We start from the raw sequence: 14,634 nt of genomic DNA on the forward strand, positions 1-14,634 counted from the left end.
GCGAAGCAGGGCTGCCGGTGGCGGAAGCAAGGCTGCCGGTGGCGGAAGTAGGGAGATGGGGATGCGGGGGGTTTGGGTGAGATTGGTCGGTGCCGCGCTATCCTGTATGGCGGCTCTGTTGACGTGGAGTCTGGCGGCCGATGCAGCCGACCGCTTCATCGACGTGTCCAATCCGACCGTCCACCGTATTTTCCTGCCGTCGTCGCAATCGGTGACGATCCAGGTGAGTGCCAATCTCGGCGACATCGTCGTCGGCGACCAAAAGATCGCCGATGCCCAGCCGATGACCGACCGCACCCTCTATGTCATCGGCAAGAGTGCCGGCACCACCACGGTCAATCTCTTCTCGCCCGAAAAGCGCTCGCTCGGCGTCATCCAGATAGAGGTCGGCGTCGACGTCAGCGACATGGCGCAGGCGATCCGCCAGGTGGCGCCGAAGTCACGCATCGAAATCGGCTCGATCAACGGCAGGGTCAGGCTCGGCGGTCATGTCAAGGACGGCGCCACGCTGGCGGCCATCCTGGAAGTGGCGAAGCAATATGGCCCCGACGACATCATCAATTCCGTCACTGTCGACGACAGTCAGCAGGTCAATCTCGAAGTGAGGGTGCTCGAGGCCAAACGCAATGCTGGCCGGGATCTCGGCGTGTCGATCAAGAGCACGAACGGCGACGGCACGACTAAAGTCGGAACAGGTATAGCTGCCGTCGACAAAGACAAAGTGGTGCTCGGACCGGGCGCTCTGCTCAGCAACCTCCTATCCGAGTCCACTCCGTTCGGAGCACTGCTCACCCGCGTCATCGACAGCAACATCAAAGTCGATTTGTACATCGAGGCACTTGAGGCCAAGGGCGCGGTGCGCATGCTCGCCAACCCCAATCTCACCACGCTTTCCGGCGAGCAGGCCAGCTTCAACGCCGGTGGCGAAGTCCCTATTCGCACGCTCGACAAAAATGACGAAATCAGCATCGTTTACAAGCAATTCGGCGTCAATCTGGTGTTCACGCCGGTCGTGCTCGACGACGGTAAGATCCATATGAACCTGGCGCCGGAAGTCAGCGATCTGACCGGCTTCACCACCGCCGGCGACCCGATTTTCACCAATCGCAAACTGTCGACCGTCGTCGAACTGCGCGACGGTCAGAGCTTCGCTGTCGGTGGACTTCTGTCGAGCAAGACCACGAAGATCCAGAACCAGGTGCCGTGGCTCGGTCAAGTGCCGGTGATCGGGACGCTGTTCCGTAATTCGAGCAACCAGAAGGAAGAAACCGAGCTGGTCGTCATCGTCACGCCGCATATCGTGCGGCCGGTGAAGCCCGGCGAACAGCTTGAGACGCCGTTCGACAAGACGCGGCCCGCCAATGATCCGGAATTCTTCGTGCTCGGTCAGCTCGAGGTGAACAAGGACATGATCCGAAAATATGAAACGGGCGACGGTGTCACCGGCCCTTATGGCCATATGTTGAACTTCAAATCGAAGGACAAGATGCTCTATGTCAAGAAATAGCGCCTTGATCCTCATTCTTTGCACCGGCCTGCTGACGGGCTGCGCGGCGGACTATCTGAATCACTACGATTCGGTGACTTTGGCCGCCGGCGACACGCAGAAGTACAATTCGCTGCTGCAGACAGTCGACCCGCTCAATCCGGCCTCGAGAAACACGCATATAGAAGGTGACGGCCAGCGCGCCGCCACTGTGGCTCAAAACTACAAATTTCCGCCGCCGCCGCCGCCGCCACCAGCCATCACGGTCAATGTCGGCGGGGCAGGGTCGGCTGTGACGACGACGACGCCGTAAACTGAAACAGAAGGATGCGGTTTCAGCGCGCCAGGCCAAACGAGGAACCTGGTGCCAGGGAGCAAAGAGTAAGGCCATGCTGCGAACCATTCGCGCGTTCTGGCACGATCAGAGGGGAATAGCGCTGATCCTCGTCAGCGTTACACTGCCGGCGCTCATCGGCTTTTCCCTGTTGGCCATCGACATGAGCCGGGTCAACAATTTGCACAATGATTTGCAGAAGGCTGCGGACGCCTTTGCATTGGCAGGAGCCGCCGAGCTTGACGGCTTGCCCGGTTCATGGGCCAGAGCCGAACGCGCCATGGCGACACTGGTTACCAATCAGGCCGCGTTCTCGACCGTTGGCGCCAATGGCCGGTTCACCTTGACATCCGGGCAACCAGGCGGCACCTCACGCTGCAACAGCGCCGGCAACATTTCGTGGTGCTTCCTGAAGACCATACCCGCATCGGACGCAACTCCGGTCAGCAGTGCAAACTATGCCAATGCAACGCAATCCATCGGCGAAGATGAAACCGTATTCGTCGAAGTGACGGTGGCGCCGACCGGTTTCGCCGCGATATTCCCGGCGTCGTTTCTGACCGGCAATTCGGCCAGCAACGGTTTCAACGTCGCTGCCAAGGCGACTGCCGGGTTTACATCGGGCGTCTGCGATTACACGCCCGTTTTCATGTGCAACCCGTATGAGGACACAAGCATCACCGGCGGCGTCACGCTGGAACAGGCGGCGCAAAGCAGGCAATACCGCCGCCGCCAGATCGTTCTGCGCGGCGACGGATACTACTTTCCCGGCAACTTCGCTTTCCTGGCTTCTCCGTTCGGCAACGGCGCCAACCAGCTCGAAAAGATGCTCGCCGACTCCAAGCCGCAGAATTGTTATTCGCGCGACGGCGTCGACACCGAACCGGGCCAGAATGCCGGCCCTGTGGAGAATGGTATCAACTCGCGCTTCGGCATCAATTCGTCAAACTACTCGGACGGACCTGGCGTCAATGTGCGCAAGGGCGCGACGAACGGTAGCCAGTACGTCGCGAGCAACAAGGTCAACTATCAAACAGACCCGACACAGGGTGTCGGGCTCGAGCGCGATGCGTGCCAGATCGCCGGCAATTGCACCATGATGAGCGGCCGCATGGGCGACGGTAACTGGAATTTCGCGCGCTACTGGGCCGCCAACCATCCCACACGTGCCGTGCCAGCGGCTCTATCAGGAACCGGCGCCAATCTCCCGACACGTTACGAGGTCTATCGCTACGAGATCGACAACAATATCTATCAGGACGCAGCAGTCGATGGCGAAACGGGTATCCCGCCTGCGGCGGCGGGCACCCCGATCTCGATCCCGGACCGCCGGTTGCTTTACGGCGCAGTCCTGGACTGCAATGCGCTCGCGGCTTCGGGCACGAATTTCAGCGGCCGCCAGACGGGCATTCCGGTGAGGAGATTCGCCAGCTTCTTCATCACCGAGCCGATCAAGGACGGGAAGAATATCTACGTCGAGCTGGTCGACATCACCGGCAAGGGCGGCAACGGAACGCTCGACAACTACCTGCGCGATGAAGCGCAGCTCTACCGGTGACCGCGATGCTCAAGATGCTGTCCCGATATATTGATCGATTTCGGCAGGACCAGCGCGGCGCGGTGCTTGTCGAAATGACGATCATCACGCCGCTGATGCTGGTCTTGTCGGCCGGGGTGTTCGAATTCGGCAATCTGATCCACGACAAACTGCTGATGGAGGCCGGACTTACAGACGCCGCTCGCTATGCCGCGCGATGCAACAGTCAGTTGTATACCGACTCCGGGCTGGCGGCGATCAACTGTACCGCCATTGCCGCGAACATCGCTGTGTTTGGCAACCCGGCCGGCACCGGTAGCGCACGCGTCAGCGGCTGGCAGACATCGAATGTCACCGTGACGACGAACAACTCCTGCCAGGACACCGTGGTGGGCGGCGTTACCCAATATCGCTCCACCACCGCACAAGTCTGCACCGTGCGCGCGTCCGGTACCTACCCATACGCCGGCGTCGGGATGCTGTCGTTCATCGGCATCAGTCCGATAACGCTGCAGGGCTCCCACGACGAGCGGTTGATCCGGTTCTGACCATGATCCAGCGTTTCGCAAAATCGGAAGACGGTGCGGCGATGGTGGAAATGACCATCGTATCGACGCTGCTGTTCTCGCTTGTCCTGGGCTTCGTCGATTTCGGCTATGCGTTCTATCAATGGAATGCGGCGACCAAGGCGGTGCAGATCGGCGCGCGGCTGGCTTCGATATCGGATGCGGTGGCAACCAACCTCGCGACCGCGCCCCCGATCTCGTCTCCCGGCGCCCCGGTTGCCGCGGGCGCCTATGGTCCCTTCGTCTGCACCTACACCGCAGGCACGGGCGGCTGCAGCAACGGCGGCGGCTTCAGCGCCGCCAATTTCAGCCGCATCTTTCGTGGCGACACCGCAAACACCAATGACGATGTCTGCCCGGCGCTGGCGACAAACCAGCGGGCGGGCATGTGCCACTTCTTCCCGGGCCTGCTGCGCAGCAACGTCGTCATCACTTACACGGCCACCGGCCTTGGCTATCAGACCCGGCTTGGCGGGCCGGTGCCGACCATCACCGTCAGCCTGCAGAACAGGACCTTCCAGTTCTTCTTCCTCCAGGGACTGATGGGTTTCGCCAACATCAACATGCCCTCCATGCTGAGCACGGTTACGGGCGAAGACATCAAGAGCACCTGGCCATGAATGCCATCAACACCAAGGTTCTGCCGACCAAGCGAAAGCAGGTGGCGCTGTTCTCGTCGGATGCGAATTTCAAGCGCGAGGTGGCGACACGGCTCGATGCGCTGGCGATCTATGACGTCCGGATCTCCGAGACGGATGACTTTCTCAAAGGCCCTCCCGCGGATACGCGCCCGGGCATCGTCATCCTCGATCTCGGCAATGGCGAACTGCTCGGCAGGCCCGGCATCGTCGAGGGGCGCGCCCTGTGGGCATCGGTGCCGCTGATCGCGGTTTCCAACGAACTGACGTCGGAACAGACGCGCGTGCTGGTGCGCATGAACGCCTCGGACTGGCTGCACAAGCCGCTCGACGGCAAGGAACTGCTCAACGCGGTGACTTTCCACGATACTGGCAGCCAGGGCACGAAAAGCCGCATCATCACCTTCATCAGCGCCAGCGGTGGCGCCGGCGCCACGACGCTGGCGCTGTCGGCGGCCGAGCACCTGGCCTCGAAATCGGCCGAACGCGCGGCCTCCACCTGTCTGGTCGATCTCGATTTCCAGAGCGCCAATTGCGGGGCCTACCTCAATCTGTTCAATCAGTTCGACCTGGCGGGTATCATCGGCCAGCCGGAACGGCTCGATGTCGAGCTGATGGATGTCATCAAGCTTTCGCGCCCGTCCGGTCTCACCCTCTATGCGTTCGAGAGGCCGCAACTGCCGTTCGAGCCGCAAGGCGGCGATTTCGTCTTCCGGCTTCTCGACCTTGTCGCCTACCGCTTCGACGACATCGTCATCGACCTGCCCAATATCGAAACGCCCTGGTACAATTCAGTGCTCTCGACCAGCGACGAGATCTTCATCGTCTTCGAACTCAACGTCGCGTCGCTGCGGCAAGGCAAGCGGCTCTATACAAAAATCCGCGAGCTGCGCGGCAATGCGGTCAACGTCACGCTCGTCGCCAACAAGCACAAGCGCAAATGGTTCGGGAACCATTTTTCGCGCAGTGAGCTCGAGAAGATATTCAAGGCGCCGCACATCAAATCGGTCGCGCTGGACAACGCCCTTCTGACCGATGCCTTGAACCGGGCGATCCTGCCTTCCGAAGTGGATGGGCGGGCGCGCTTCAACAAGGATCTGAAGCGGATGTTCAAAGAGCGGCTCGATGACGCTGCCCGGTAGACATGGAACCGTCGCCAGGCTGGCCGGGGCCTGCGTGGTCAGCCTGGCGCTGGCGCTGTCGGTCCAGGGCTTCGCGCAGGCGCGGTCGGGGGTTTCGGACCGGCCGCCGCTGCCGGCAATGGGCCCCAGCCTGCGCAAGGTGGTAGCCTTCACGACCACGGAGCAGCCGGGAACGATCGTCATCCGCAAGAACGAGAAGGCGCTATACTTGGTGACCCGCCAGGGCCAGGCCCTGCGCTACCAGATCAGCGTCGGGCGTGACGGATTTGGCTGGACCGGGGTCGTCAAGGTCGGGGCCAAGACCGAATGGCCGCAGTGGCGCCCGCCCAGGGAAATGCGCGCCCGCCAGCCGGAACTGCCGGAGCTGGTGCCCTCGGGGCCATACAACCCGCTCGGCGCGCGGGCGCTTTATCTGCTTCAGGACGGGCACGACACGCTCTATCGTATCCATGGCACCAACGATCCTTCGGGCGTAGGATTCGACGGCACATCGGGCTGTTTTCGCCTGACCAACACGGACGTGATCGATCTTTTCAAGCGCGTGCCAATTGGCACCAAGGTGGTGGTTCAATGACGACGATCAGCGACCCGCATGTACCGGCGGTCTCCGCCGAGCCCATTGAACCGCAACTGCTCGACAGAGACGCGAGCCGGTCGCGGCTGGCCGTCGTGGTCGGCGTCGGATTGACGCTGTTTGCCGTGCTGAACGCGACCGCCGCCATCTACCTCTATCGAGGCATTAGCGACCTGCGCACCGTGGAGGGACGTCTCGAGGAGCTCGGCACGTTCGAGCAGCGGATCGTTGCCCGGCTCGACACGGTCAACAACGGTTTTCAAAGCCGATTTGAAAAGCTGGACAGCCAATTGCAGGGCAGTTTCAACGAAATCAACGGCAGCATAGCCCGGTTGGAACAGAACCCGCCACCGACCGACGGTGCCGGTACCTCAAGCGTGTCGGAACCCGTCGCGGCAACAGGTACCGTGATGGAAGCGTCTTCCAGTACGGAAGTCGCGGCCGAACCCACAATTGTCGATACACCCCGGCCACCCAAGAGAAGGGTTGCCGCCGCGCCCCCTGCCCCTAATCCGGGATACCAGCGAACGGAAACGCCGGACGGCAAGGTCTACTATCGCAAGATCAATTAGAGGAAGGCGGGCGTGAGGGCCAGCGATATTGGCGCTCTCTTGAAACGCCCAAGTCCGCTGGATTAGAAATCGCGCTGCAAAGCGATGAGGCGAACGGCCAATGCCTCCCCACGCTGTCGGGTTTCGCGAAGGAACGCGACATGACAGTAGGCGCAGGCCGCAAAGCCCAGAACCAGCACGAGGCTGTTCTCCCAAGTGAGATCGGCGATCAGCGAAAACGAGAACCCGCTGGGTGCCGTAAATGCGGCAATCGCGCTCGCCGTTTCCGAATGGCTACCGACGGCGATCATCAGCCCGGCGAAAAGCAGGGCCAGATGATTGGCAAGAAAGAAGGCGGCTGACCTCCCGGCACTGCAAGCGCTCCAGCAGGCGATCGCTGCGGCAATCAGGATGACTGCATCCAGAACCATCGAACTGCCCAGATAAAGGTCGACCTTTTGCCAGAACATCGCCGACAAGGGACGCAGTTCAAGCCAGATCCACCACATTGCGGGGCTGGCGGGATAGGTTCCGAGCAGGAACGTTGCTGCTCGCTCGCCTGCCATAGTCGTCAGGATGAATGCGGGAAAAGCGAAGAGTAATATCGACTTGCGCTTCATGTTGCCCTCGACAATCTGGCGTCAGCATAGATTGCAGAGATTGCGCAAGGCTTAACGGAGGAGCGTTACTGCTGCTTGGGCGCTGGGTTTAGCAGCAGTAACCGGCAATTCAGCCTCGGTCCAGCCGTCGTTCCTCCCGCTGGCACCATAGTGGTCGAAAAACAATTGCCAAATTCCGGCGACGATCCGTTCGACGCTGCCAGTATGCCAGCCAGTTCACCGCACTTCACAGGACGCTGCTTGCAGGAGCGATTGCCCCTTTGTCTTTTCAGCTCCCGGCAGCGGCTGGATACAACCGCAACGGACCGGGTGTTGTGCCATTTTTGCTACATTTCTCAACCTTATGATCGGAAATGCTCCTTCAGGACTATCTAATTTAATAATCACTCACATATTTCGTGAAACTGTCGGATAATGTGTGACGGCAAGCTCAGGCTTGGTTGTAGCGCTGTGGGAAAAGGCGCACGGAAAACGTTGGGGCGGGTTAGATGAATACGACAAGCATGTCAGCCATGGGCAGGCGCCTGGGTCTTTTGATGGCGGCCACGATGCTGAGCTGCGTAAGTGCGAGTGCACTTTCGCTCAAGGAAGCGGTGGCGGTTGCCGTCGAATCCAATCCCGAGATCGGCCAGGCCATAGAAAATCGCGAAGCGATCGAGTTCGAATTGCGGCAGGCCAAGGGGCTCTATCTTCCCAGCGTCGACCTGGAAGCGTCGGCTGGCGCTCGCCGTCTCGACAATTCCTCACGACGCGCGCTCTCCATAGAGGACGACGCACTTTATCCGGCAGAAACCGATCTGACGGTTTCGCAAACGCTCTATGACAGCGGCGCAAGGCGAGCCGAGTTGAATCGCCAAGCCTCGCGCGTCGACGGCGCGTCCTTTCGTGTGCTGGAGCGGTCGGAATTCATCGGGCTCTCGGTCGTCCAGGACTACCTCGAATACATGCTTCAGGCTTCGATCGTGGCCGAGGCAAAGAAGAACCTGGGCTTCCATCAAGCAATCCTCCACGACATCCAGGAAGGCATTGCCGGCGGCGGGTTGAACGAAGCCGACCGGCAGCAAGCCGAGGAGCGGCTGTTTGCGGCCAAGGCCCGCATGCAGGAAGCCTCGGAGGAGCTGGAGGCCTCGAGGATACGGTTCTTCAAGACCGTCGGGAAGCCGCTGACCAATGCATCGAGGCCGGCCGATGTTTCCGGCGCGCTGCCAAGGTCGCTGGACGATGCGATCGGCCTTGCGCGGGAGAGCAATCCGCGTGTTCATATGGCCGATAGCGATATCGCCGCGGCGGCCTCGCTGGTGGACGCGGCCCGGGCGAAATACGGCCCCTCGATCGTCGCTGAAGGCGTCGCTCGGGCTGGGTATGACATCGACGGCGACAATGGAGACACATCCGACCTGCAGGCACGCCTGGTGCTGCGGTGGAACTTGTACCGGGGCGGCATCGACAAGGCCAATGAACAGGAGCAGATCCGTCGCACGAGTGAGCAGCGGCTTGCGATGCATCAGGTGCTGCGGGAAATCGAAGAGGCCGTCCGCACATCGTGGGATCGCCGTTTCCGGCAAGCCGACCTGGCAAAGACCCTGAAGCTGCAAGCCGCCTCCAACGAGAAGCTGGTCGCGTCCTATCGCGAGCAATTCAAGGTCGGTCAGCGCTCACTGCTCGATGTGCTGGATGCGCAGAATACGCGGTTCAACACGGCGACCCTGGCGGACACCGCATCCTACGCCTCTCTCTTTGCCCAATATCGGCTTCTGGCGGCGACTGGGCAATTGCTGAAAACCATGGATATCCATCCGCCAAAGCAGGCCGCGGCCTACGCGCGAACCGAGTTCGCGGCACCGGAAACGGCCGACACCGAAACCTATGCGCGGACGCCTTCGGAACAGAAAAATGACCTGCCGTTCGATATCCTGGCACCGGTCAGGAAAAAGTAAGCGGATGTAAGGGTCGATCGAAAGTCCCTGTGGGCGGATCGTGAACCAGCAACCCAACATCCTCTCCCCGAAGGAGGCGTTCAAGGCCTGCTTCTCGGCTGTTGCTGGCTATCTCGGCAGGCCGAGCGCGCAAACGGTGCTGTTCGCCGGCGTGCCGCTGTCGGACACCCGTATCGACATCGATGCCATCCGGCATATTGCCGAGCGCATTGGCCTTGAAATCACCGAGTTCAGCCATCGTGACTTTCTTCGGGGGCGCATCGACCTCCCCGCTATTGTGTTTCGCGTCAGCCAATTGCCGGTTGCCCTGCTGGCCGAAACCGAGGACGGCGCATTCACCACCGCTCCCCAGGAAGACGGTCGTATAACCATCACGAGATCCGAGCTGGCCGCCAGCTACATCAGTGGCGGCGTCTCCTTCTCGATAACCTATGCCAACGCCGCCGAGGGGATGAACGTCGGTTCGGCGCCGAAGATCGAGCGGCGACATTGGCTGACGGGAACGATGGGCCCGTTCTGGCGCACCTATTCGAAGGTCATCCTGGCGGCAATATTCATCAACATGCTGGCCATAGCCTCGCCGATCTTCACCATGAACGTCTACGACAGGATCCTGCCGAACAAGGCGATATCGACGCTCTGGGTGCTGTCGATCGGCATCAGCGCGGTCATCCTGTTCGACCTGCTGCTGAAGACCGCCAGGGCGTCCCTCATCGACTACGCCGGGCGCAAGGCGGATCTGCGTATTTCCTACTTGCTGTTCGAGAAAGTGCTGAATTCGTCCCTGTCGGCACGGCCAGGTTCAACGGGCGAATACGCAAATCGGGTGACGCAGTATGAATTCGTTCGCGAATTCTTCACCTCGAACACCATCAGCGTGTTCATCGACACGGCCTTCGTCTTCATTTTTCTCCTGGTCATCTATGCGATAGGCGGCTGGCTGGTGATCATCCCCGCGCTGGCCTTCGTCGCGTCCGTGATCGTCGGACTGATCACGCAGCGGCGTATCGGCAAGCGTGTCGCGGCCTCCATGAACGAGGCCTCGCAACGGCAGGCCCTGCTGGTCGAATCCATCTCCACGCTGGAGACGATCAAATCGCTGCGGGCCGAGGCGTATCTGTTGCGAAAATGGGGGGAGCATTCCAAGAACGCGTCCAACACGTCCGAGAAGATCAAGCAGCTCTCGGCGGCCGCTGGCAACATAACGCAGGCCATCCAGCAGATGGTGACCGTCGCCTTGATCGTGGCCGGCGCCTATGCCTTCTCGGAAGGACACGTCTCCACCGGAGCCATCATCGGCACCGTCATGCTGGCCAGCCGGGCGGTGTCTCCACTCGGCCAGATCGCCATTACCCTGTCCAGACTTCGCCAGGCCATGCTTTCCTTGCGCATGGTGAACTCGATCATGGCGCAGCCGGAAGATCGCCCGGATACGGTGGGTTTCGTCAACCGGCCCATCCGCAATGGCGCGATGATGTTCAGGAATGTCGGCTTTGTCTATCCAGGCTCCGAGAACGAGGTTCTGACCGGTCTGAATTTCTCGGTGAAGCCCGGTGAGCGGATCGGCATCATCGGCCGTATCGGCTCGGGAAAGACAACCATGGGCCGGCTGATCGGCAGGCTCTTCCTGCCGACATCAGGCGAGCTGCTGCTGGACGGCATCGACATCCGCCAATACCACCCTTCGGAGGTTCGCGCCGCGGTCGGGATCGTCGCGCAGGCCAACGATCTGTTTTCGGGCACCATCAAGGAGAACCTCCTGATGGCATGTCCGGAGGCGACCGATGAGCAGATCGTCGAAGCGGCCAAGGCTGCTGGCGTCGACGATTTCGTCTCTCGTCATCCGCGTGGCTACGACATGAATGTCGGCGAGCGCGGCACCAATCTCTCGGGCGGCCAGAGGCAGACGATGGCGATTGCCCGCCTTTTGCTGACCAGACCGAAAATCGTCTTCCTGGACGAGCCGTCGGGATCGATGGACCTGGCTTCCGAGCGGCAGTTGATCAAGCAGCTCAAAGTGGCCTTCGACCGGAACACGACACTGATCGTTTCAACACACCGCTTCAGCATGCTCGAACTGGCCGACCGTCTTATCGTCATCGAGCAAGGCAGGATCGTTGCCGATGGACCGAAGGATCAAGTGATACAGGCGCTGCAGAAAACAAACGCCTGAAAAACAGACTTATTGAACGCATTCAATGCGTTGGGGTTGTAGGACATGCTTGCAAGGGAAGACCGGCCGCCGCTTTTCGCGTCGGCGTCCTTGTTCATCATAGGGGCACTTTTTGTGTCCTCTGTCGCCTGGGCGTCCTTTGCCGAGGTCGACGAAATCGCGCGTGGCGACGGCAAGGTCATACCGGCTTCCAAAACCCAGATCATCCAATCCAGCGAGCCGGGCGTCGTTCAGGAAATTGCCGTGACGATCGGGCAGGTCGTCAAGAAGAACGATCTCATCATCCGCCTCGACAATACGATGAACACGTCCAGCCTTGGCGAGCAGCAAGCCAAGGCACGGGCGCTTCAGACGCGCATTGCGCGGCTCAAATTCGAACAGAGCGGCAATATTGATGGCCCATTTCCCTGTCCGCCCGAAATCCAGAAGGTCGCCCCGGAAATCTGCGACAACGAGCAGAAGCTGCTGATCGCACGTCGCGACAACTTCCAAGTCAAGCTGTCGGTCCTCAAATCGCGTCTCGATCAGCGCCAGAACGAATTGGACGAAGCCACCGCCAACCTTGATCGCCTCACCAAAAATCTCGAAGTCAGCGACCGGGAAACGGCGCTGGTCGAGTCCATGGTCAAGAAGGGGCTGATGGCCAAGACCGAGCAGATCCGCGTCGAGCGGGAGCAGACCGAACTGCATGGGCAGCTGAACCTCGCCGGTGAAACCATCAAGAAAGCCAAGGCGGCCATCGCCGAAGCCAAGCTTCAAGTCAACGAGCTCGGCCTGCAGCTGCAGCAGGAGGCGCTGAGCGACCTGACGCAGGCGCTGGCCGATCTTTCGGTGGTCGATGAGACCATCCGCGGCGCCACCGACAAGGTGGCGCGCACGGACATCCGCTCGCCTGTCGACGGGATCGTCAACACGCTTGATATCAACACGGTCGGCGCTTTCGTGCAGCCCGGCGCGGTCGTGGCCGGCATCGTGCCGACTTCCGAGACGCTGCTGGTCGAAGCGCGGGTTTCACCACGCGATGTTGCCTTCATCCGGCCGGACCAGGACGCGCTGATCAAGATAACCGCCTATGATTTCTCGATCTTCGGCGGTATCGAAGGCAAGGTCTCCAACATCACCGCCGACAGCCTGGTCGACCAGAAGACGGGCGAGCCCTACTACCAGGTGCGCGTCGCAACCGAGAGGTCGACGCTGACGCGCGATGGCAAGACCTATTCGATCATTCCCGGGATGATCTGTTCGGTCGACATCAAGACCGGACACAAAACCATCCTCACCTATCTGCTGAAGCCTATCAACAAGGCACGGGAGGAGGCAATGAGTGAACGATAGCGCGACCTCCCCACTTGCCGATCGCGAGCGGCTGCTCCCACCCATGGCGACAGAGGATTTCGGCCTGGAGTTCCGGGTCGTGGCGCGTGGCGGCACGCGACGCGGCATTCGTCTGGAGCGGGCGTTCTGGACCGCGCTGAAGCAGATGGCCGAAAGCCGCAAATGCACGATCGGCATGCTGATCGACGAGATCGCCGAAAGCCATGCCCACACAGGAAACCTGACATCGGCAATCCGGGTGGCCTGCATGCGCGGATTGGCCGATGAAAACCAGACCTTGCGAAGGCTTGCGTCGATCAAGACGATCAACGCCATTCTGGTCGCCTGTCCGTCACCGGCTTTTGCGCTCTCGTCGTCGAAGAGGATCCTGACTTTCAACGCGCCGTTCCAGCAACTGGTCAGGCGTCAATTGCCGGTCGCGCCAAGCGAAGATGCGCGCCACGACCTGAAGCTTGCCCTGGATCTCAATGTCGCTGACATATTCGCGCGGCTCGACGCCAATGGCGAAACACCGGTCGCCACCGGTTTCGTCATCGGTGCAGGCGACCGCCGCTACCGGGGACAATTGAATGCTGCGCGGGCGCCGGTGCTAGAGCCGGAGCTGCTGATGGCCTTTGTTTTTGGCGGCTAACACATATCGCCCGAACGTGACCTCGCTTCAGGGGGCGATATCGAAGAACGGAGGCGTCCCTTAACGGGCGCCTTGTCCTGGGAATGCTACGGCTGCAGGCCCTCGCCGGGTGCAACAGTCGCAAGACCGCCCTTGACATCGGCGACCTGGGCCGCGCCGGGCCTGGTGCCATGGATCCACGCGCGGTCGGTGCTGAACGAATACAATGGCACGTAGTCGGGAAGATCGCTGTCGCGCGAGACGACGTTGCTCAGGCTGTCCAAAATGAAGACCCCGCTGCCGGTGCTGACGGACAGCACGGCATGAAAGAAACCGCGCTTGCGGTCCTGCAGAACAACGAGCGACATGCTCTGCGCCGGAATGCCGGCACGCAGCAGCGCCGCCATCTTGAGAATGGCAAAATCCTCGCAGTCACCCGCCCGATGCTCGAGAATTTCCGAAGGCTTGGCCCAGTAGTCGAGCTTGCCGTAAACCACGCTGTCCTTCTTGTAGGCGATGGCGTGGTTTATGCTTGAGTTGATGAAGGACAGCTTGTCGATAAACCGCTTGTCCTTGGCAGCATTGACGATCGCGGTGAAGATGCTGTTCTTGCCATCACACCCACTGCCGGCGGAACAGTCGACGATTGCCTTGTAGACCGGTGCCCAACGCGCGGAAACCGGAAAATTATGCATGGACAGAGCAACCGATCCGAACACGCCGGGAATGATCGCCGCCGTCTGGATGGGATCGATCCCGGCATTGCCCAGTGCCGTCGAAGAGCCGGTTTGCTGATCGATGGAGGCAGGACCATAGCTGCCCAGAACCATGCCGATTCGGTAGGTCGAGGCGGGCTGCCAAGGCTGCGGCCGCAGCAGCGAAATGCCGCCGAGAGTGGGAGGCGCTTCGACCTCCGCCAACAGCGAGCCGGCCGAATCGATCCGTGCCGGCAAAGCGCTCGCGGACAATGGCTGCGGCAGGCCCATAATGCCGATTGCCAGCAGCAGCGCTTTGAGCCTGGTTGCCCCTTGGGCAGATTTTTCTTTTGTCATAACGCCCACCTTTGACTGTGGACGCTACCAATCTCGTCTCAAATTATTGAAAAGGAAGGTGGATAAGTTTCCTGCACTT

Annotated in this window: 14 protein-coding genes; 12 read left to right on the forward strand and 2 right to left on the reverse strand. The window is 60.7% G+C overall.

Going from position 1 to position 14,634, the window contains the following annotated elements; translation table 11 throughout:
* Positions 1 to 61: 61 nt before the first annotated feature.
* The 8 genes from JN279_RS34605 to JN279_RS34640 all read left to right on the forward strand — a co-directional run bounded on the left by JN279_RS34605 (position 62) and on the right by JN279_RS34640 (position 6,849).
* Positions 62 to 1,507 (forward strand): type II and III secretion system protein family protein, encoded by a 1,446-nt coding sequence (locus JN279_RS34605; RefSeq protein WP_202351437.1) that lies wholly within the window; start codon positions 62 to 64, stop codon positions 1,505 to 1,507.
* Between the two features lie 4 nt (positions 1,508 to 1,511).
* Positions 1,512 to 1,799 (forward strand): hypothetical protein, encoded by a 288-nt coding sequence (locus JN279_RS34610; protein ID WP_244734290.1) that lies wholly within the window; start codon positions 1,512 to 1,514, stop codon positions 1,797 to 1,799.
* A gap of 76 nt (positions 1,800 to 1,875) precedes the next feature.
* The gene (locus JN279_RS34615) at positions 1,876 to 3,378 is read left to right on the forward strand and encodes a TadE/TadG family type IV pilus assembly protein (protein ID WP_202351439.1); all 1,503 of its coding nucleotides are present in this window, start codon (positions 1,876 to 1,878) and stop codon (positions 3,376 to 3,378) included.
* Between the two features lie 5 nt (positions 3,379 to 3,383).
* Positions 3,384 to 3,905, forward strand: a complete 522-nt coding sequence (locus JN279_RS34620) for a TadE/TadG family type IV pilus assembly protein (protein WP_244734291.1) — start codon at positions 3,384 to 3,386, stop codon at positions 3,903 to 3,905.
* Between the two features lie 2 nt (positions 3,906 to 3,907).
* Complete coding sequence (locus JN279_RS34625) at positions 3,908 to 4,543, forward strand: TadE/TadG family type IV pilus assembly protein (protein WP_096454101.1); 636 nt, start codon at positions 3,908 to 3,910, stop codon at positions 4,541 to 4,543.
* On the forward strand, positions 4,540 to 5,703 hold the full coding sequence (locus JN279_RS34630; RefSeq protein WP_202351441.1) for an AAA family ATPase: 1,164 nt from the start codon (positions 4,540 to 4,542) through the stop codon (positions 5,701 to 5,703). Before JN279_RS34625 ends, JN279_RS34630 begins: the two co-directional genes overlap by 4 nt.
* A complete protein-coding gene (locus tag JN279_RS34635) occupies positions 5,687 to 6,277 on the forward strand; it encodes a L,D-transpeptidase (protein ID WP_096454097.1) in 591 nt (196 codons plus the stop codon). Before JN279_RS34630 ends, JN279_RS34635 begins: the two co-directional genes overlap by 17 nt.
* A complete protein-coding gene (locus tag JN279_RS34640) occupies positions 6,274 to 6,849 on the forward strand; it encodes a hypothetical protein (protein ID WP_096454095.1) in 576 nt (191 codons plus the stop codon). Before JN279_RS34635 ends, JN279_RS34640 begins: the two co-directional genes overlap by 4 nt.
* Before the next feature lie 62 nt (positions 6,850 to 6,911).
* Here the strand turns inward: JN279_RS34640 and JN279_RS34645 are convergent, their stop codons facing one another.
* Positions 6,912 to 7,448, reverse strand: coding sequence for a hypothetical protein (locus JN279_RS34645; RefSeq protein WP_096454093.1), 537 nt, complete (start codon positions 7,446 to 7,448; stop codon positions 6,912 to 6,914).
* Positions 7,449 to 7,936: 488 nt separating this feature from the next.
* On the opposite strand from JN279_RS34645, the gene JN279_RS34650 reads away from it, so the two are divergent.
* From JN279_RS34650 to JN279_RS34665, 4 genes are read left to right on the forward strand one after another with little or no spacing between them, the layout of a single operon-like run.
* A complete protein-coding gene (locus JN279_RS34650; protein WP_096454091.1) occupies positions 7,937 to 9,385 on the forward strand; it encodes a TolC family protein in 1,449 nt (482 codons plus the stop codon).
* A 40-nt stretch (positions 9,386 to 9,425) separates the two neighbouring features.
* Positions 9,426 to 11,558, forward strand: coding sequence for a type I secretion system permease/ATPase (locus tag JN279_RS34655; RefSeq protein ID WP_202351442.1), 2,133 nt, complete (start codon positions 9,426 to 9,428; stop codon positions 11,556 to 11,558).
* 45 nt (positions 11,559 to 11,603) lie between these two features.
* Entirely contained in the window at positions 11,604 to 12,893 is a 1,290-nt protein-coding gene (locus JN279_RS34660; protein ID WP_096454087.1) for an HlyD family type I secretion periplasmic adaptor subunit, read from the forward strand.
* Positions 12,883 to 13,524, forward strand: a complete 642-nt coding sequence (locus JN279_RS34665; RefSeq protein WP_096454085.1) for a ribbon-helix-helix domain-containing protein — start codon at positions 12,883 to 12,885, stop codon at positions 13,522 to 13,524. Before JN279_RS34660 ends, JN279_RS34665 begins: the two co-directional genes overlap by 11 nt.
* Positions 13,525 to 13,610: 86 nt before the next feature.
* Here JN279_RS34665 and JN279_RS34670 read toward each other — a convergent pair whose 3' ends face one another.
* Positions 13,611 to 14,555 carry a transglutaminase-like cysteine peptidase gene (locus JN279_RS34670; RefSeq protein ID WP_096454084.1) on the reverse strand — a complete coding sequence of 315 codons (945 nt, stop codon included), beginning with the start codon at positions 14,553 to 14,555 and terminating at the stop codon, positions 13,611 to 13,613.
* Positions 14,556 to 14,634: the final 79 nt, after the last annotated feature.

Source organism: Mesorhizobium sp. 113-1-2, assembly GCF_016756475.1.
GTDB lineage: Bacteria > Pseudomonadota > Alphaproteobacteria > Rhizobiales > Rhizobiaceae > Mesorhizobium > Mesorhizobium loti_C.

What these genes read in the sequence shown, in the direction of transcription:
- JN279_RS34605 (WP_202351437.1), top strand. Translation starts at nt 62, where the DNA reads ATGCGGGGGGTTTGGGTGAGATTGGTCGGTGCCGCGCTATCCTGTATG.
- JN279_RS34615 (WP_202351439.1), top strand. Translation starts at nt 1,876, where the DNA reads ATGCTGCGAACCATTCGCGCGTTCTGGCACGATCAGAGGGGAATAGCG.
- JN279_RS34620 (WP_244734291.1), top strand. Translation starts at nt 3,384, where the DNA reads ATGCTCAAGATGCTGTCCCGATATATTGATCGATTTCGGCAGGACCAG.
- JN279_RS34625 (WP_096454101.1), top strand. Translation starts at nt 3,908, where the DNA reads ATGATCCAGCGTTTCGCAAAATCGGAAGACGGTGCGGCGATGGTGGAA.
- JN279_RS34630 (WP_202351441.1), top strand. Translation starts at nt 4,540, where the DNA reads ATGAATGCCATCAACACCAAGGTTCTGCCGACCAAGCGAAAGCAGGTG.
- JN279_RS34635 (WP_096454097.1), top strand. Translation starts at nt 5,687, where the DNA reads ATGACGCTGCCCGGTAGACATGGAACCGTCGCCAGGCTGGCCGGGGCC.
- JN279_RS34640 (WP_096454095.1), top strand. Translation starts at nt 6,274, where the DNA reads ATGACGACGATCAGCGACCCGCATGTACCGGCGGTCTCCGCCGAGCCC.
- JN279_RS34645 (WP_096454093.1), bottom strand. Translation starts at nt 7,448, where the DNA reads ATGAAGCGCAAGTCGATATTACTCTTCGCTTTTCCCGCATTCATCCTG.
- JN279_RS34650 (WP_096454091.1), top strand. Translation starts at nt 7,937, where the DNA reads ATGAATACGACAAGCATGTCAGCCATGGGCAGGCGCCTGGGTCTTTTG.
- JN279_RS34660 (WP_096454087.1), top strand. Translation starts at nt 11,604, where the DNA reads ATGCTTGCAAGGGAAGACCGGCCGCCGCTTTTCGCGTCGGCGTCCTTG.
- JN279_RS34670 (WP_096454084.1), bottom strand. Translation starts at nt 14,555, where the DNA reads ATGACAAAAGAAAAATCTGCCCAAGGGGCAACCAGGCTCAAAGCGCTG.